Source organism: Pelagibacterium luteolum, from assembly GCF_900100665.1.
GTDB lineage: Bacteria > Pseudomonadota > Alphaproteobacteria > Rhizobiales > Devosiaceae > Pelagibacterium > Pelagibacterium luteolum.
Window position 1 is genome coordinate 278219 of the sequence record NZ_FNCS01000004.1, and the last position, 17005, is coordinate 295223.

General features: G+C 60.8%; 19 protein-coding genes. 7 read left to right on the plus strand and 12 right to left on the minus strand.

From position 1 onward, the window contains the following. Nucleotides 1-55: 55 nt before the first annotated feature. The gene (locus BLR31_RS10110; RefSeq protein WP_090595582.1) at nucleotides 56-1933 is read left to right on the plus strand and encodes a sigma 54-interacting transcriptional regulator; all 1878 of its coding nucleotides are present in this window, start codon (nucleotides 56-58) and stop codon (nucleotides 1931-1933) included. Here the strand turns inward: BLR31_RS10110 and BLR31_RS10115 are convergent. After that, nucleotides 1930-2550 (minus strand): nucleotidyltransferase family protein, encoded by a 621-nt coding sequence (locus BLR31_RS10115; RefSeq protein WP_090595585.1) that lies wholly within the window; start codon nucleotides 2548-2550, stop codon nucleotides 1930-1932. The two genes, BLR31_RS10110 and BLR31_RS10115, sit on opposite strands and share 4 nt — an antisense overlap. Here BLR31_RS10115 and BLR31_RS10120 point away from each other — a divergent pair. Further along, a complete protein-coding gene (locus tag BLR31_RS10120; protein WP_090595698.1) occupies nucleotides 2538-3092 on the plus strand; it encodes a TIGR02444 family protein in 555 nt (184 codons plus the stop codon). The genes BLR31_RS10115 and BLR31_RS10120 overlap by 13 nt on opposite strands. Nucleotides 3093-3201: 109 nt before the next feature. Continuing rightward, complete coding sequence (locus BLR31_RS10125) at nucleotides 3202-4239, plus strand: XdhC family protein (RefSeq protein WP_090595587.1); 1038 nt, start codon at nucleotides 3202-3204, stop codon at nucleotides 4237-4239. A gap of 8 nt (nucleotides 4240-4247) precedes the next feature. Here BLR31_RS10125 and BLR31_RS10130 read toward each other — a convergent pair whose 3' ends face one another. The 8 genes from BLR31_RS10130 to murQ all read right to left on the minus strand — a co-directional run bounded on the left by BLR31_RS10130 (nucleotide 4248) and on the right by murQ (nucleotide 12885). Further along, nucleotides 4248-4673: a GNAT family N-acetyltransferase gene (locus BLR31_RS10130; RefSeq protein ID WP_090595591.1), complete on the minus strand. Its 426-nt coding sequence runs from the start codon at nucleotides 4671-4673 to the stop codon at nucleotides 4248-4250. 3 nt (nucleotides 4674-4676) lie between these two features. Further along, the gene (locus tag BLR31_RS10135) at nucleotides 4677-5795 is read right to left on the minus strand and encodes an anhydro-N-acetylmuramic acid kinase (RefSeq protein WP_090595594.1); all 1119 of its coding nucleotides are present in this window, start codon (nucleotides 5793-5795) and stop codon (nucleotides 4677-4679) included. A gap of 1 nt (nucleotide 5796) precedes the next feature. Next, the gene (locus BLR31_RS10140; RefSeq protein WP_090595596.1) at nucleotides 5797-6798 is read right to left on the minus strand and encodes a serine hydrolase domain-containing protein; all 1002 of its coding nucleotides are present in this window, start codon (nucleotides 6796-6798) and stop codon (nucleotides 5797-5799) included. After that, complete coding sequence (locus tag BLR31_RS10145) at nucleotides 6795-8525, minus strand: ABC transporter ATP-binding protein (RefSeq protein WP_090595598.1); 1731 nt, start codon at nucleotides 8523-8525, stop codon at nucleotides 6795-6797. The genes BLR31_RS10140 and BLR31_RS10145 overlap by 4 nt, the downstream gene beginning before the upstream one ends. Further along, nucleotides 8522-9364 carry an ABC transporter permease gene (locus tag BLR31_RS10150; protein ID WP_090595601.1) on the minus strand — a complete coding sequence of 281 codons (843 nt, stop codon included), beginning with the start codon at nucleotides 9362-9364 and terminating at the stop codon, nucleotides 8522-8524. The genes BLR31_RS10145 and BLR31_RS10150 overlap by 4 nt, the downstream gene beginning before the upstream one ends. Beyond that, nucleotides 9361-10323 carry an ABC transporter permease gene (locus BLR31_RS10155; protein ID WP_090595604.1) on the minus strand — a complete coding sequence of 321 codons (963 nt, stop codon included), beginning with the start codon at nucleotides 10321-10323 and terminating at the stop codon, nucleotides 9361-9363. The genes BLR31_RS10150 and BLR31_RS10155 overlap by 4 nt, the downstream gene beginning before the upstream one ends. Before the next feature lie 61 nt (nucleotides 10324-10384). Further along, nucleotides 10385-11902 (minus strand): ABC transporter substrate-binding protein, encoded by a 1518-nt coding sequence (locus tag BLR31_RS10160; RefSeq protein ID WP_425287226.1) that lies wholly within the window; start codon nucleotides 11900-11902, stop codon nucleotides 10385-10387. A gap of 56 nt (nucleotides 11903-11958) precedes the next feature. Beyond that, nucleotides 11959-12885 carry an N-acetylmuramic acid 6-phosphate etherase gene (gene murQ / locus BLR31_RS10165; protein WP_244505016.1) on the minus strand — a complete coding sequence of 309 codons (927 nt, stop codon included), beginning with the start codon at nucleotides 12883-12885 and terminating at the stop codon, nucleotides 11959-11961. A gap of 236 nt (nucleotides 12886-13121) precedes the next feature. Here murQ and BLR31_RS10170 point away from each other — a divergent pair, with 236 nt between their 5' ends. Both BLR31_RS10170 and BLR31_RS22025 read left to right on the plus strand, forming a co-directional pair. After that, entirely contained in the window at nucleotides 13122-13973 is an 852-nt protein-coding gene (locus tag BLR31_RS10170) for a MurR/RpiR family transcriptional regulator (protein WP_090595706.1), read from the plus strand. A 334-nt stretch (nucleotides 13974-14307) separates the two neighbouring features. Beyond that, nucleotides 14308-14418, plus strand: coding sequence for a YciI family protein (locus tag BLR31_RS22025; RefSeq protein WP_244505017.1), 111 nt, complete (start codon nucleotides 14308-14310; stop codon nucleotides 14416-14418). Between the two features lie 45 nt (nucleotides 14419-14463). Here the strand turns inward: BLR31_RS22025 and BLR31_RS10180 are convergent, their stop codons facing one another. Beyond that, nucleotides 14464-14742: a hypothetical protein gene (locus BLR31_RS10180; RefSeq protein ID WP_143009368.1), complete on the minus strand. Its 279-nt coding sequence runs from the start codon at nucleotides 14740-14742 to the stop codon at nucleotides 14464-14466. A 406-nt stretch (nucleotides 14743-15148) separates the two neighbouring features. Here BLR31_RS10180 and BLR31_RS10185 point away from each other — a divergent pair, with 406 nt between their 5' ends. Both BLR31_RS10185 and BLR31_RS10190 read left to right on the plus strand, forming a co-directional pair. Further along, nucleotides 15149-15355: a cold-shock protein gene (locus BLR31_RS10185; RefSeq protein ID WP_090595610.1), complete on the plus strand. Its 207-nt coding sequence runs from the start codon at nucleotides 15149-15151 to the stop codon at nucleotides 15353-15355. A gap of 71 nt (nucleotides 15356-15426) precedes the next feature. After that, a complete protein-coding gene (locus BLR31_RS10190) occupies nucleotides 15427-15690 on the plus strand; it encodes a hypothetical protein (RefSeq protein ID WP_090595613.1) in 264 nt (87 codons plus the stop codon). 22 nt (nucleotides 15691-15712) lie between these two features. Here the strand turns inward: BLR31_RS10190 and BLR31_RS10195 are convergent, their stop codons facing one another. Further along, nucleotides 15713-16609 (minus strand): nuclear transport factor 2 family protein, encoded by an 897-nt coding sequence (locus tag BLR31_RS10195; RefSeq protein ID WP_244505011.1) that lies wholly within the window; start codon nucleotides 16607-16609, stop codon nucleotides 15713-15715. Between the two features lie 79 nt (nucleotides 16610-16688). Continuing rightward, nucleotides 16689-17005: integrase core domain-containing protein (locus BLR31_RS22030; RefSeq protein ID WP_143009369.1), on the minus strand; the 317-nt coding region annotated here is incomplete at its 5' end.

Genomic DNA, 17005 nt, shown 5'->3' on the forward strand with positions numbered 1-17005 from the left:
TAATTTACGAGTGATCGTAATGTGGTTACGATATTTCGTGTTGAAGGGGTCGCCCATGAATGCTGATTTCGAGGCCTTGATGTCGGCCAAACCCGAACCGGTGCTTCTCATCGATCCGGTTGGCGACGTCATCTTGTTTGCGAACGCCGCCGCAGTGCGCCTCGTAGGAGCAGCGCGGATCGCGGGTGCGTCAGTGAGGGCGCTCTACAAAGGTTTCGAGCCGTACCTGCACGTCGCAACCGAAGAGGCGTTGCACCGTGGCGTCGCCTATTCACACACTCTGATTCCCACCGGCGCGGACGACACAAGCGAATATGAGCATCAGTTCGTGGCGGTCTCGGGCGAAACCGGCCCGCGCGTCATGATCACTATCGGGGATCTCGAACAGCGAAACCGTCGCTCGATAGACCGCGAGGCGGATAACTACCACCGCCAGGGGCTTGAGGAATGGCGCCGTGCCGAGCGTTTTTTCCGGGAGATCGAACGGGAAAACCAGCTCATCCTGGCAGCTGCGGGTGAGGGCATCTTTGGCGTCAACGCAGACGGTGACACCACCTTCGTCAACCCGGCGGCCGAAAACATGCTCGGCTGGAGCGCGGGCGAACTGGTGGGCAAGAACATGCACGCCATGGTTCACTACAAGCGCCCGGACGGAAGCCATTATCACGCCGCCGATTGTCCGATCTACGGCGCGTTCCGCAGTGGCAATATCAATACGGTCGAGGACGAATGCTTCTGGCGCAAAGACGGCGCCGCGATCCGCGTGGAATACACATCGACGCCGATCGAAGATAATGGCGCGCTTGTGGGAGCGGTGATCGTTTTCCGCGACATTTCCCAGCGCAAGGAAAACGAGGCACGTCTGCGCGAGGCGATGGCCGAAAACGCGCGGTTGCGCGAGCGGCTGGAACTCGAAAACGCGTATCTGCAGGAAGAGATACTCTCCCAGTCCAACCACTACGATATCATTGGCTCATCCACAGCCATCCGCCAGTTGCTGAAACAGATCGACCTCGTCGCTCCCACTGAGGCCAATGTTTTAATCACCGGAGAGAGCGGCACCGGCAAGGAACTCGTTGCCCGCGCCATTCACCAGGCGTCGCGACGCTCCGACCGCCCACTCATTCGGGTGAACTGTGCCGCCATTCCGCGCGAACTGTTCGAAAGCGAATTTTTCGGGCACGTGCGAGGTGCGTTCACGGGTGCGTTGCGCGACCGTATCGGCCGGTTTGAACTTGCCGATGGCGGCACAATCTTTCTCGATGAGGTGGGTGAAATCCCACTCGATCTGCAATCCAAGCTCTTGCGCGTACTGCAGGACCGCCGCTTTGAACGCCTCGGCGAAGACCGTACGCGAGAGGTTGACGTGCGCGTCATCGCCGCGACCAATCGCGACCTTACCCAGGAAGTGGCCAAGGGCAGTTTCCGCGAAGACCTCTATTTTCGCCTCAACGTCTTCCCCGTCGAATGCGTGCCGTTACGTGAACGCCGCGGCGACATCCCCGTGCTCGCCGACCACTTCCTCAAGATTTCCTGCGGCCGCCTCAACATATCCCAACCGATCCTGACCCGCGCCAATATCGCCGATCTGACGGCCTACAGTTGGCCAGGCAATGCGCGCGAACTGCAAAATCTGATCGAGCGGGCGGCCATTCTCGCCCGCGATGGGCGCATGCATTTCGATCTTGTCGCCGCCCCGATGCAACCCAACCGGATGCCCGAAGCCACCTCGGCGGCACGAGAGGATGAGATTCTGACGCGCGATCAGTTCCTCGCCCTCGAGCGCGACAACATCCGCCGCGCCCTCGACGCAGCAGATGGCCGAGTATCGGGCAAAGATGGCGCCGCCGCCCGCCTCGGCATCCCCGCAACCACGCTCTACTCCCGCATCAAGTCACTTGGACTTGCGGGCACTGCCTACGCGCCGCGCTAGGTTTGCTTCCATCGCCCGCTCTCGGCTATGGCGAGTGCGTCTGGCGTGTCCACATCGAAAAAGCAGGCAGCATCGCTGGTATCTACCATGGCGAGCGTCGCACCCGCGGCGCGAACGATTGTGCCAGCCCCCATGTCGCCCGATAATTCGCGCAACCGACCAAAATGGGTCCTGCGGAAGAGCACAGGATGACCCGGCCCGGAGGGCGAGAGTGGGCGCGCGATCGTGACGTCGGGCGCGAGCGCGTCAGCGAGTCGCGAATACATCTCGCCAGGAACGAACGGCATGTCGCCGAGCACGATAAAGGCGGCATCCAAATCCTTGTCTATATGGGCGGCCCCGGCGGCAATCGATCCGCCCATTCCGGAACGATAATCGCGATTGTGAACCATTTCTACAGTGCCTGGGAGTGTCTTGGGCTTGCTATAAACGTCCCCGAACACGAGAATAATCTGGCCCAGCGGCAGCGCGGTAACAGTGTCGAGCACGCGTTGAAGCATCGGAACCCCATCGATAGGGGCGGCAAGCTTGTCTTCTGCGCCGAACCGGCGTGAAACCCCAGCCGCCAGGACAATTGCCGCACAGCTTTGGAGCGTAATTTTTGATGTCTGAACCATATCCGGAAGCACGGTCTGAGGATGGGCATTTGGGGCTTTGGGAGTTTGCACTCGATTTCTATCGCCGTGAAGGCGTGGCCGACGCTTGCCTTGAGCTTCAAGATGTTGCCGGCGTGGACGTCAATATACTGATCTACGCCCTTTGGCGTGTCATCGCGCGCCAGGAAGACGTCGATCCATCCGACATCGAACGTGCTGACGCGCTTGTCTCAGATTGGCGCCGGGATGTGGTCCTGCCCTTGCGCGCCCTGCGCCGAGGTCTGAAAAATGGCCCGTCGCCTGCACCATCCCCATCCAGCGAAAAATTGCGAGGGCGCATCAAGGCCGCTGAGCTTGACGCTGAACATATCGAACTTGATACCCTTGAACGCTCCCTCCCATCGCGTCCACGCGACGGGAGGGAGTTCGATGTGACCCAGCGCGCCGAGGTCGCCATCTGGCGCGTCATTGATCACTACAAAGTAGCAGGCGCCGCGGTGCTCTCAGATGCAGTAGCTGCATTGATTCAGGCTGTTCCCGCGGAAACGGAGGCGACGGGGTAGGCGGCCTACAATTTTACCAGCAGTGAAGAGGTATGACTTGCGGGTCCGCTAAAGGTCAGATCAACTGCACCAAAAGCGCGCGCGAGCCAGGGCGGGAGAAATTTACACAATGCAGAATTTCGTTTCTCCCAAGCGCGTGCCGCTCATGGCGTCGCAGAGCGAATTTGGCATTGGCATTCCGGAAAGCCAGCCCGATGACGCGCTCACCGTTTTTAGGCTGCTCGAAACCGCACAGAAAGACGATATCGCCTGTGCGCTGATTACAGTCATCGATGTCTTTGGCGGTTCGGCACGCGGCAAAGGCGCGCAGATGGCCGTTCTCGCCGACGGACGCTATTGCGGCTATGTCTCGGGCGGTTGCGTGGAGGCGGCAGTGGCGGCCGAGGCCATCGTGGCGATCCAGAACAACCGCGATCAGGTCCTGCGTATCGGATCGGGCTCTCCGCTCATGGATGTGAGGCTGCCTTGCGGTGGCGGGATCGACGTCCATATCCATGTCACCCCCGATCCGACCATCGTGCGCGCAGCTATAGACGCCATCGAATCTCGCGCGCCCTTCAGGATCACGCTGCAGCCATCTGGCAACGCGCTCGGGTTTGACCAGACGCTGACCGCGGACGACACGACTGGCGCAAAGGGCGACATCTTCCAGCGCATCTATCGCCCCCGCACCCGAATGGTGCTCGTCGGTCGTGGCCTTGAGGTTGAAACGACGGCCAGGATTGCATTGGCGTCGGGCTTCGAAGTGATCGCTTATTGCGCCGATCAGGAAACCGCCGATGCCGTCCATCGCAACGGTGGCACAGCACACTGGCTTTCAACGCCAACTGCAAAACCTGAGTTGCAGATCGATCCCTATAGCGCCGTCATTTTTCTCTTTCACGACCACGATTGGGAAATCGGGCTCATCGCCCAGGTCCTGCGCGACCACCCCCCGTTTTTCATAGGCGCGCTGGGCAGCCGGCGCACCCACGCGCTGCGGGTGGCGGCCCTCAAAGAGGCCGGGATGCCGGAAAATTTGATCGAAACGATAAACGGGCCTGTAGGTCTTTTCGGTCCCACGCGAAATGCGGCGTCCTTGGCCCTCTCGATATTGGCCCAGGTAACCCAGGCCCGCGAACAGGCCGAAACCTTAACCAACTCCTGACGCGGGCTTTATCGCAAGCTCTTGGACAAAAAGCTTCGCGTCCGCCCTAGCGGAAAATCCGGCAGCGCACCGAAGACGACATAGCCGGCCTTCTGATAGACCGATAGCGCGTTCGGGTTGAAGGTGTCGATAAGCGCCCCGTGACACCCACGCTCGTGCGCTTCGGTTTCCGCCGCATCGAGCATGCATCTGGCAAGGCCCTTGCCGCGATGGCTCTCATCAACCCAGAGCCACTGGATGTAAAGCCATCCCCATGCTGTGTATCCCGAGATGCCCGCTACGATAGTGCCCTCATCGTCGCGGACGAAAACGGCCAGCGCTCGTTGTTCGGCCGGCCCGGCATCGGCTTCGTTGAATGCCGCCAGCCCATTGCCGATAATCTCGAGATCAGCGGCGGTTGGGCTGTCGCTGACTTCGATCGACGCGAAATCCATAGTTTACGCCGCCAATTGCCCGCCGGTCAGCGGATGGGGTGCGCCGGTGGTTGTAGGGAAACTGATCGGCAGGCCGCGCATGACGCGTACGGCCAGAAACGCAAAGCATTCTGCCTCGACGGCGTCGCCGCGCCATCCAACCGTTTCGGCCGGAACCGCCGTAACGCCGGCGCGCGATCCGAGCATCTCCATGATCGCCGGATTGTGCCGTCCCCCGCCGCAGACGACGAGCTTTTCGGGTCGTTCGGGCAAGAGGTCCAGCGCCTTGCCCACTGCGCCTGTCGTGAAGCCCGTGAGGGTCGCTGCACCATCGTCAGCGCCTAGGCCATCGGCCATGCTGGCCAGAAAATCGAAGCGGTCAAGCGATTTGGGGTAGGGCGCCGACAGATAGGGATGGGTCAAAAGCTTTGCCAAACGCTCTTCGTCGACCTTGCCGCGCAGCGCCATGGCACCATTGTGGTCCATATCGCCCAGACCGAGCGCCTTGACGAAATCATTGATGGGCGCATTGGCAGGGCCAGCATCGAATGCGATGAGCCGGTCGGCACCATCCCACCAGGTTACATTGGCGACCCCGCCCAGATTGAGCACCGCGGTCTTGCCGTCGGTGGCATCGATCATCGTGAGCAACGCCTTGTGATAGAGCGCCGCCAGCGGTGCCCCCTGTCCACCGGCGCGGACGTCGGTCGAGCGGAAATCATAGGCAACCGGGACGCCGAGCAATTGGTGCATCAAAGCGCCATTGCCCAATTGCCGGGTCGCGCCGATGCGGCCGGTCTGCGGCGCGCGGTGAAGCACCGACTGACCGTGAAATCCGACAACGCCGATATCGTCGAGTTCAAGACCCGCAGACTTGACGAGGTCGGCAACCGCCGCCGATTGCGCCCGCGTCAATGCATCCTCGGCCTCAGCGAAAATCTCCGGTTCGGGGCCGTCGAAGTTCCATTTACGCGCCTGCGCCAATGTCTCTTCGAGCAGGCTGCGGATCGATTGGGGGTAGGGGGCAAGGGTATAGTCGCCAAACCGTTCGATGGTCTCGCCATCCGTGCGCAACAGTGCAACGTCGATATAGCCATCGAGAACAGTTCCGGTCATCAGCCCAACGGCCCAAATCGGCTCCATGTTACGCTCCTGTATCAGTATTGATGAGATCGCCCACGGCCCGCCGTAGTGCAATGATGCCGCTATCGAAATGTCGGGTTGGATGGACGCGATTTGTCAAAAGCGTCCACGCATGGCCGCGCGCGTAGTCGATCCACAGCCCCGTTCCAGTAAACCCGGTGTGGCCGATGGTGTCTGGCGAACAGAATTCCCCGCCCGACCAGCCCTCATAGGGCCGTTCCCAGCCATGGGTGCGCCTGCCCGAGAGCGGCGTGCGGATCAACGCCTCCGGCCCGGCTGCGCTTAGCTTGCGCGCGGCAAAATCGAGGAGACTTTCCGCAGTGCCAAACAGGCCCGCATGCCCAGCGCCTTCCAGCGCAGAGCAATTGTCGTCATGCACTTCGCCAATCAAAACGCGATGCCGCCATGTGCACGCTTCGGTCGCTGCCGCGTTGGCGGGGTCTGCAGACCACGCAAATCCGGGGCCAGGATCCATCTGCCGGATCCATTGACCTTCGATGCGTTCGAGCGCCAGCCCCAGGAGAATGAAATTGATGTCGGAATAAACCGCCGGTCCCGCTCGCCATTCATGCTGCAAGACGAAGGTGCGCAACAGGTCGGGATCGCGCCCGTAAGTATAGAGCGGAAACACCGCCGGAAACGGTGTCTGGTGCCCCAGGCACTGGCGGAACGTGACCTTGCGCTCCCAATTATCAGGGTTGTACTGCCGGAAATCGGGCAGCACGCTGACCAGCGGCGCATCGAGATCGATCCGCCCGGCATCCGCCAAAGCCAGAATACGTTCGGTCGTGAAAATGACCTTGGTCAAGGACGCCAGATCGAACCAGGTGTCCTCGCGCATGGGCTTCCGATCGGGAACCGTCTGCGCGTCACCTATGGCGCGAACCGCCCGATTGCCATCGCGATCGATAATGCCAAGAACCCCGCCCGGGATGCGGCCCGCATCGACGGCATTGGCAAGGGGCACGAAGGCCCGGTCGAACTGGTTGGAAATCGAAGTCATGGAGTATCCTCATGCCGAACGCGATGGTCGCTACCCGCTTCTCGCCAGCGCGCATCAGGCGGCTCATACCCGGCCGGGCGGACAAGCGAGGGCACCTGCGTGACGTCCACGGCAAAATGCTGTTTCCGGCGTTCGATGGCCGGCACAGCCGCGATCAGCCGCTTGGTATAGCTATGCTGTGGCGAAGCGAGGACCGCCTTGGCGTCGCCAATCTCAACGATCTGGCCCGCGTACATCACCGCCACCCGATGGGCAATGCGTTCGACCACTGCCATGTCGTGCGAGATAAACAGATAGGCGAGGCGAAACTCATGCTGCAGGTCGATCAGGAGATCGAGCACCTTAGCCTGAACTGAGACATCTAGAGCCGAGACCGCCTCGTCGAGAACCACGACATCGGGATTGAGCATCAAGGCCCGCGCGATGCAAAGGCGTTGGCGCTGCCCCCCGGAAAACTGGTGCGGGTAGCGCTTGAGCGCGTCTTCAGGCAGCCCCACCTTGTCGAGCAGGAACGCCATGCGCTCGCGCAACGCTTTGTCGTGTTTCTGCCCATTGGCAATCGCCGGTTCCGCCATCAGAGCTTCGACATCGAGCCGCGGATTGAGCGAAGCGAAGGGGTCCTGGAAGACCATCTGGATCGGACGCTTTGATCGGCCGGTCGTCGCCGCGATATCGCCGCGCTGCTTGTCAACGAGACCAAGAATGGCCCGCGCCGTCGTCGACTTTCCCGAGCCGCTCTCGCCGACGATCGCCAAGGTCTCGCCGGCCACCAGATCAAAACTCACCCCATCGACGGCGTGAATGGCACCCTTGGGCTTGAGCCAACCGCCGCCTACGGGAAACCGCACCACGAGGTCGTCAACCTTCACAACGGGCTCTCGTGCTGGCACCCGCTCGCCATCCGTCCGCACCGCATTGCCAGAGGCAAAATGAGGAACGGCGCGCAGAAGGTGCTGCGTATACTCATGCTGCGGATTGTCGAGAACGTTGCTGGTCTCGTCCTGTTCAACCACCACGCCGTGCTGCATCACCATGATGCGGTCCGCGATCCCAGCCACAAGCCCGATGTCATGGGTGATGAAAATCATCGCCATGCCAGTCTCGGCCCGCAATTCCGCAAGTAAAGCGAGTATCTGAGCCTGGACAGTGACGTCGAGCGCGGTGGTGGGCTCATCAGCAATCAGCAATCGCGGGCTGGCAACCAACGCCATGGCAATCATCACGCGCTGGCGCATCCCGCCCGAAAGCTGATGCGGATAATAATCCATCCGCGATTTGGCATCGGGAATGCGGACCCGGTCGAGCACATCGAGCGCAGCCTTTCGCGCGGCATCGCTCCTAAGCCCGCTATTGAGCCGCACAGCTTCGGCAATCTGGTCGCCGATTGTGTGGACCGGATTGAGCGATGTCATGGGCTCTTGAAAGATCATGCCCACATCGCGCCCGCGGATCTGGCGCAACGCTGCTTCCTTCGAACCCGTCACGTCGAACGCCGTACCATCCGCACGCGTCAAAACGATCGAACCCCCTGTAATGCGACCGCCGCCAAAATCGACCAGCCGATTAATCGAAAGCGCTGTGACCGATTTCCCAGAGCCGGACTCACCGACGATCGCCAGCGTTTCCCCGGAGGCGAGATCGAAGCTGACGCCCTTGACGACTTCATTGGCCTTGGAGTCGTTGCCAAAGCCGACGCGCAGGTCTCGGACTGAAAGAAGTTTGGTCATGCCTCTCTCCTTTGCGTGCGCGGATCGAGAATGTCGCGCAAGGCGTCTCCGGCGAGGTTGAAGCCCAAAATACCCAGCATGATGGTGAGGGCCGGAAAGATCATCAACCACGGCGCTTGCGGCATCAGATTGCGGCTCTCGGCCAGCATCAGCCCAAGTGATGGAGTGGGCGGTTGAGTGCCGAGGCCCAGAAAGGACAGCCCTGCCTCGGTTAGCAATGCCCAGGCCAACGCCAGGGTTACCTGCACGGCCAGTGGCGCAACGAGGTTGAGCAGCAGATGCCGTGTCAGAATATAGGGCTGCGTGCTGCCGAACGTCCGCGCCGCATCGACGAAATCGCGCTGCTTGAGCGACAGCGCAGGGCCACGGACAACGCGGGCAAAGATTGGAGTATAAACGATGCCGATCGCCGCGATGCTGGTTATGGTGCCGGGCCCGACGATCGCGATGATCAGAAGCGCCAGGAGAATGGCCGGAAACGCCAGCAACACATCCATAAAGCGCATCAAAACGCCGTCCCAGATTCCGCCCAGCCAGGCCGAAAACAGGCCGATGATCGTCCCCGCGATCGTGGCGCAGGCCACCGAAGCGAAAGCGATGATCATCGATTGGCGAATGCCCACCATCAGCCGGCTGAAGGTGTCGCGGCCCAAAATGTCCGTGCCGAACCAATAGGCTTCATTGGGTGCCTTCAGACGGTCGATCGGAACCATCGCCAGCGGGTTGTGCGGCGTCAACCCAAATGTGCCCATGATCGCGGCCACGATATAGAGCGAGACGATAACGAGCCCGATCCGCCCGGACGGATGGCGGACAAAAGACGCAAAGATCCTGCTCATTTGCGGCCCCCGATGCGGATGCGCGGATCGAGCGCGGCGTATGCGAGGTCGACGAGCAAATTGACGATGAGGAAGTTGAACGCGATGAACAGGACAGTACCCTGCACCAGAGCATAGTCACGCTGCGTGATGGCATCGAGCACCAAACGACCCAGCCCCGGCAACGCAAAAATCTGCTCGACGATCACCGCGCCCCCGAGCAGATAACCAAACTCGACCCCCGATAGCGTCACAACGGGAATGAGCGCATTGGGGAGCGCATGGCGCCAGATGACACTCATGGATGAGGCGCCCTTGGAGCGGGCCGTGCGGATGTAATCGTCGCTCAACACATCGAGCATGGCCGAGCGCGAAATCCGCGTCACCGATGCCGCAAAGGCAAAGCCGAGCGTTACGGCGGGCCAGAACAATTGGCCGAAACTGGCCAGCGGATCCACCGTCAGGGGCGTAAAGGTACCCATCGCCGGCACGATGCCGAAAAAGACCGAGAGAAAATAGATCAGCAAAATGCCGATGACGAAGTTCGGCGTCGATTGGCCAAGCATTGCCAGAATGCGCACGATCAGATCGCTCGGACGCTCATTGCGCGTAGCGGCAAACACGCCCAGCGGCAGGCCGATGCACAGTGCGATCGTCATGGACATCAGCGCCAGTTGCAGCGTCAGCGGAAAGCGCTCGAGAATGACGTTGAGCACCGGGCGCGCATAAATTGTCGAGACCCCAAGATCGCCCTGAAAAAGCCCCGCGAGCCAGCGGAAATATTGCGTCCAGACCGGTTGATCGATGCCGAAATAAGCGGCCAACGCTTCGCGTTGTGCCGCCGTCAGCATTCCCGCCTCTGTGCCCAGCATCGCGGTGATCTGGCTGCCCGGGATCATGCGGATCGAAACAAAGACCAGCACGGAGACGCCGAGCAGGATCAGCGGAAACGTCAAAAGGCGTTGCGCCAAATAGTTCATGGAAACCCGTTTCTGCAAAGAAGCCCGGTCACGGTGATGCCGCGACCGGGCCCTGAAGGCATTACTCGACGGTAACTTCAGTCAGCCCGAACAACGTACCGGTCGGCGAGGGAACAAAGCCCGAGACGTTTTCGCGCTGCGCTGTGTAGCTGAACGATGTCGACAGCCAGAGCCACGGCGACTGTTCCACAAGATGGTTCTCGAACTCCTGGAAGATTTCGACGCGACGCTCAGGGTCGGTCTCGGCTTGGCCTTCGCGCATCAGGCTGTCGAGCGTGTCGTCGACATAGTTCGAGACGTTGAGCAGGTTGCCGTCATTGGTAAAGTAGCGGTTGTACATCGGATAGGGATCGGGACGTCCGCCATTCTGGGCCACCGCCATGTCGAAATCGCCCTGCAGCCAGGTGTCGACATAGACATTGAGCTCCATCATTTCGATGTTGAGCGTGATCCCGATTTCGGCCAACTGTGCCTGAAGGACCTGGGCTTCCAGAGCGGCATAGGGCGGCTCGCCCGTTGCAGCGATGACCGTGGCCGTAAAGCCATCGACGCCCGATTCCGCCATCAGCTCACGCGCGCGATCCAGATCCTGCTCATAGCAAAAGAGCGAGCTGGGATCCTGCGCAAAGGCTGGCATGGTCAATGGCCCCGTGACGGCACCTTCGCCAGCCAGCGCCGTATCGATGATCGACTGCCTGTCGATGGCGCAGCTCATCGCCTGACGCACGAGCACATTGTCCATCGGCTCACGATTGGGATTGAGCTGAAGCACATTATACGCCAGCCCCGGCGCACGGTTGAGTTCCAAGCCCGCCTCATTGGGCACCATGGTGGCGACCAGCGGGTCGTTGATCAGCGCGAAATCGGTCTGCCCGGCGCGGAGCGACGCGAGGATCGCGGTTTCGTCGGGGAGAACGGAAATGTTGATCCCATCGATTCCCAATTCACCGCCGGCCCAATCGGGATTGGCCGTCAGCACTTCGCGCGAATTGGGCTCCCATGTGTCGAGCACGAAAGGCCCGGACCCGAGCGCCGTCGTCCCCACCGAGCCCGCCTCGATTTCGCTGGCTGGCGCGATGGCGGCATTGATGCCCGCCATGGCGACAAGGATCGGGACGTCGGGCGTGCTGAGGTTGAACACGACGGTTGCCTCGTCGGGGGTGTCGATGCTTTCGATCGACAGGAAGTTCGAGCGCGCGGCCGCAGCGGTCGCCTCATTGAGAATGCGTTCGAACGACGCTTTGACGTCTGCTGCCGTGACCTGCTCGCCGTTGGAGAACGTTGCCGCGGGATCGAGCGTAAAGGTCAGCGTCTGCGCATCCTCGGAAAATTCCCAGCTCGATGCGATGGCCGGCACCACATTGAGTTCGGCGTCGAGGCGCACGAGCGGCTCATAGATCAGTTCGAGCAGCCGCAGCGACGAAAAGGCCGTCTGCGTGTGCGGGTCGAGCCCCGTCGCATCCTGAGACCATGCCATGCGTAGGGTTGCCGCCTCGACGGGGGCCGCAAAAGCCGCCGTCGAAAGCGCCGTTGCCACGGCAAGACCGCTCAAGAATGTTCTTGTCATCGTCTTGGTCACTGTAGTTCCCTCCTTGTTGATCGGCGTCGATCCCTTTGACGACACCGAAAAAGCAGTCACGAAATCGAAGCCTCGATCGCCCGGCGCAAAAATCCGTCCGCGGAATCCAGCGCCTTGCGCGCCGCGGTGGTGTCCATGCCCGTCGTTTGAACGAGGATCGCAAGCTTGGCGTCGTTATCGGTCAGCGCCAGAACCTGCCGCGCTTCCTCGGTGGTGCAGCCGGTCGCGCGCATCACGATGAGTACCGCACGCGCCAAAAGCTTTTCATTGCTGGCGTGCAGGTCCACCATGAGATTCTGATACGTCTTGCCGATCCGGATCATGCTCGCTGTCGAAATCATGTTGAGCACCAGCTTTTGAGCGGTGCCTGATTTCATGCGCGTAGAGCCGGTCAACACTTCCGGCCCGACAACCGGCGAAATGGCAATATCGGCGATCTTGCTGATCGGGGAATCCGGATTGCAACAAAGCGAAACGGTGACCGCGCCGACCGACCGCGCGTAGTTGAGAGCGCCGATCACATAAGGCGTCCTGCCGCTGACGGCGATTCCGACAACGACGTCCTTGTCCGTCAACGTGATGGCCCTGAGATCCGCGACCCCGTCATCCGCGCGATCTTCAGCGCCTTCCGAGGCTCGCACCAGCGCATCGAACCCGCCGGCGATGATCCCGACCACCATGTCATAGGAAACGCCAAATGTCGGTGGGCATTCCGAGGCGTCCAGCACCCCGAGGCGACCGCTTGTGCCGGCCCCGATATAGACCAGCCGCCCACCTGAGTTAAACGCCTTGACCGTCGCGTCGACAGTCCGTGCGATTTCAGGAATCACCTTTTTGACCGCGGTCGGAACCGACGCATCTTCGGAATTGATCGTCCTCAGGATATCGAGCGCCGACATCAGATCGATACCCATGGTGTGTGGATTGCGACCCTCGGACACCATCCGTTCAAGTTCGGACATGAGATCGGCGCTTGTGTCCATGGCTGCGGTCAACGCCCACGCTCCTGATCGAGCGAAGCGCCCAGTACCGTTCGGGTCCAAACATGGGCCGATGCCATCCAGATACTCCTCACAAGCCTTCTCGTTCGCCCAGCCTATGGCTCGTTATCGGGATGTGTCAATAAGTTTCATGATTGACCTAATCAATGAACTTTTGTTTCAATGTGACCGGGCCGCGTGATGGTGTAGCGTCACGGCCCGAATGGGAGGAGCACTGTTTGGCAATCCAATCGACCATCGAGGCCTCGGCCGGAAAATTCACACCCGCCACCCGGCGAGTGGCTGACTTGATCCGCGAAAACCCCGCTGCGGTGCTCGAAATGACAATCTCCGAACTCGCCGCGGCGTGTGACACCTCGGTCGCATCCGTCGTGCGCTTTTGCCGGACACTGGGGCTGTCGGGCTATTCGCAATTGCGCATGTCGCTCGCCACAGAACTGGGCAAGGAGTCAGCGCAGTTCGGCGCGGGCATGACCCTCGGCGCGGAAATCGCCCAATCCGACACACTCCAGGAAATGGCCGCCAAGGTCGCCTCTCTCGAAATGCTGGCCATCGACGAAACGGTCTCCGGCCTCGATTTCGCAGCCCTCGAGCGCGTGGTCGCGGCCATAGACAAGGCGGAGCGCATCTTGCTGTTCGGCATCGGCGCCAGCCAGTTCGTCGCGCAGGACCTGCACCACAAACTCTTCCGCATTGGCCGCAACGCATTCCTCCTATCCGATCCGCACGAAGCGTGGACGGCGGCGTTGCTCTCGCCAGCGGGCACTGTAGCACTCGGATTTTCCCATTCAGGCACCACAGCTGACACAGTGCGCTATCTCGAAATCGCGCGTGAGGCAGGCAGCCTCACCGTCGGTCTCACCGGCTCACCTGATTCCCCTCTGGCCCGCGCCGCCAATGAATGCCTGGTCAGCCGAGCTCGCGAAAGCCGCCTGCGCGCCGGCGCCATGGTCAGCCGCATCGCCCAGCTCGCCATCGTAGATTGCCTCTTTCTCGGCGTCGCGCGCCAGCGCTACGATCAGACGGTCGACGCTCTCAAACGCACCCGCGACGTCACGCATCCGCGCTGAGGGAGAAAATGTCGCCAGCCCGTCGAGTTTAATGCGGCGCGTTCGCCCATGAGATAGAGCCCAATGTCGCAAGGCCCCTGAGAGGACCAGCCATGACACAATACCTCCAATACCTCGTCGCCATTCATCATCCGGACGACTAGGACCCTGCCATTGCCGAGGACGCCACTATGGACCGCGACATCGCCGCGCCGAACCAGGGTATGAAAGCTGAGGGTATCAGGGTTTTCGTTGGCGGTCTCAAGCCTCCCCCCGCCGTGCCAGATCGCTCCGCACCCAGCCTGACGGAGACGTCCTCGTCACCGATGGCCCCTATCTTGAAACAAACGAGCACATCGGCGGGTTCTGGGTGCTCGATCTCCCGGACATGAATGCCCCTCTTGCCTGGCGACGCAAGGCGGCCATCGCCTGCCGCGCTCCCGTCGAGGTCCGGGCGTTTAACTGAGCGCATATGAAAAAGGCCCCGATCGCTCGGGGCCCTTGATAAGCGCTAATGTGCGATTTGCAGGCTCTTCGCCGTCCATGACGGACGATATTTGCGGTTCACCTTGTGCGGGAACGGATAGTCCGCGCTTTGATACAGCTTATGGATCGCATCGCCCGAAAGCGATTGGCCGTCCACCACGAGCAACGCGCCGCGCAGGCTGACGGGCGGAACTTCTTCCACGGCGAACCGCACGGCCTTGGCGACCGAGCTGAAGTTGCGGGAGCCCTGCTCACGGGCGTTTTGCCAGTCGCTGCCTAGGTAAAGGGCGGCTGGGGCATTCATTTCTATATGTAGCATGTGTCCTGTTGCCGACACTTTGGCCGACCAAATTAATGCGCCTCAAGCCGCTCGGGCGAGGCGCTGGTGTTTCAATCACGTATGGGGACCGAGGGGCAAAGCCAACTTCGGTCGCTTCCATATGGGGTGCAAACGCCAGGTTACAAGTCGCAGGAAGCCCGTATCGCCCCGGAGCGTAACACGCCTGTTTCCTTGTCGCCCTTGTTAATCTCCCGGCGCGTACCCATATGAAGCTTACGTTTTCAGCCGATCATTGGCTGCTTCCCACCCCGGTGTCACCGGTAGGGGGCCAACTCCTGATTTTGCGAACGTTCAATCCGATCCGCGTGTTGCGGGCCGGAAACACGCCCGTGCGTCCATATCGGACCGGGCCACACGAAAAGATACTCTCATGATCAATGGTACCGTCAAGTTCTTCAATGCCACCAAAGGCTTTGGCTTCATCTCGCCGTCCGATGGCAGCAAGGACGCTTTCGTTCACATTTCGGCCGTTGAGCGCGCTGGTCTTTCGGGACTCGCCGAGGGACAGGCTGTCTCCTACGAACTGGAAAACGGTCGCGACGGCAAGGTATCCGCAGTCAATCTGCAGGTGTCGTAATTCAATTGGCCGGGATCGCCTCGCGACCCCGCCCAACCCGCCCTTGAACCCGTCACGCCGGAGCACAACCCATGAAGCCTGCCAAATTCGATTACACCGCCAGCGCCGAACTCTATCCGGGAAAGCGCTCGACCCGTTTCCGCACAGTGCGCTACCACCGCTTCAACACGACAGCTGAAGCGCTACGCTATCTGATCGAGGAAATGCCGCCCGAACTCCTGGCCGGCGCCGTCCTCGAAACCGAAGACCAACGCTTCGAAGGCGACCAACTCTCGGCCCTCTATCAAGATCAGGCCTACCCCCTGCCCAGAGCGACTGCTAACGTCCCCAACTGACCGCCCGCCGATGCCGGGTGTTTTAGCTGTCTAGATCGGCAAACTCATCGTCGAAATCGGCCATCTGGGCGAGCTTGATCTGCACGAGCAGGCTCAACTCGTCATAGACGTTCCACTCATCGACGATCTTGCCGTTTTTGTAGTGGTAATGGGTAATGCCCATCACCTGCAGGCGCTTGCCGGTGGGCTCGCCTAATTCGGTGAGAATGCCGTACCCCATGTGATGGCCCTCCATGACCCAGCGCACGGCAACCTTGGTGCCGCCTTCGGCGCAAGGGGTCGATGCGATGTGCTGGGGCATGAAACCGGCGTCGGGGATCGAACCGAGCAATCCAAGATATTGGTGGGTGATCGCGGCCACGCCGTAGAGTTCCTTGAGCATGGGGCCATGGTACTGAACGTTTGACGCGTAAACGTCCTTCATCTTGCCGAACATGCGGCGATTGAAGACCTCGTGCATCCACAAGAGGGTGTCGCGTTCGAGATCATTGTGCGCCAATTCGAGGTCGGGCTGGGCTTCCGGCGGATATTGGCCGATCAGGCGGCGGTTTTCGCCGATATCGAGGGCGGTAAGGCCCTTTTCGAACTGCGCCATGGCCGCTTTTTCGGCATAGACATGCGGGTCCAGGCCGAGTTGCTTGAGGATGACCATGTTGTCGCCGACGATCCATTCGCGATAGATCTTGTTCTCATAGATCATGCAGTCGGCGATGGTGCGTGTGGTGAACAGCCGACCCGTCGGGGGGCCGTAGATGCCTGGCTGGGTGTGGCGCCCCGATCCGGTGACCATATGGGAGGTATAGAATCCTTCCTCGTCATCACCGCGCCAGATGACATGCGTGGCCATGCCGCGACGCTCGGGGAAGGTCACGAGGCGCTGGATGGTGTCGCGCACCACCGTTTCGCGGTCGTACATCATCCCCATGTGTTGATTGCCGTTGAGATCTGACCCGGTATTGGAGTGAACCCCTGGGACTGGACCAGCGCAGCGTTCCAAACTAAGCCGCCTGTTGGGCGAGTTGGGTTTCAAATTCCTCTGGTGAGCGATAGCCGAGGGCAGAGTGGAGCCTGCGGGTATTGTAGATGTCCTCGATGAACCTTGGCAAGCTGTCGACGACATCGGCAAAGGTTTCGTATTCGCAGAGATAGACCTCCTCGACCTTGAGCGTTTTCATGAAGCTCTCGGCCTGAGCGTTATGGTAAGGATTGCCGATGGCGCTCATCGAGCCCCGCAGTCCGGCGGCTTCAAGCTCATTGCGATAACGCTCACTTGCGTATTGGCAGCCGCGGTCCGAATGGTGAATGCAACCGGGGG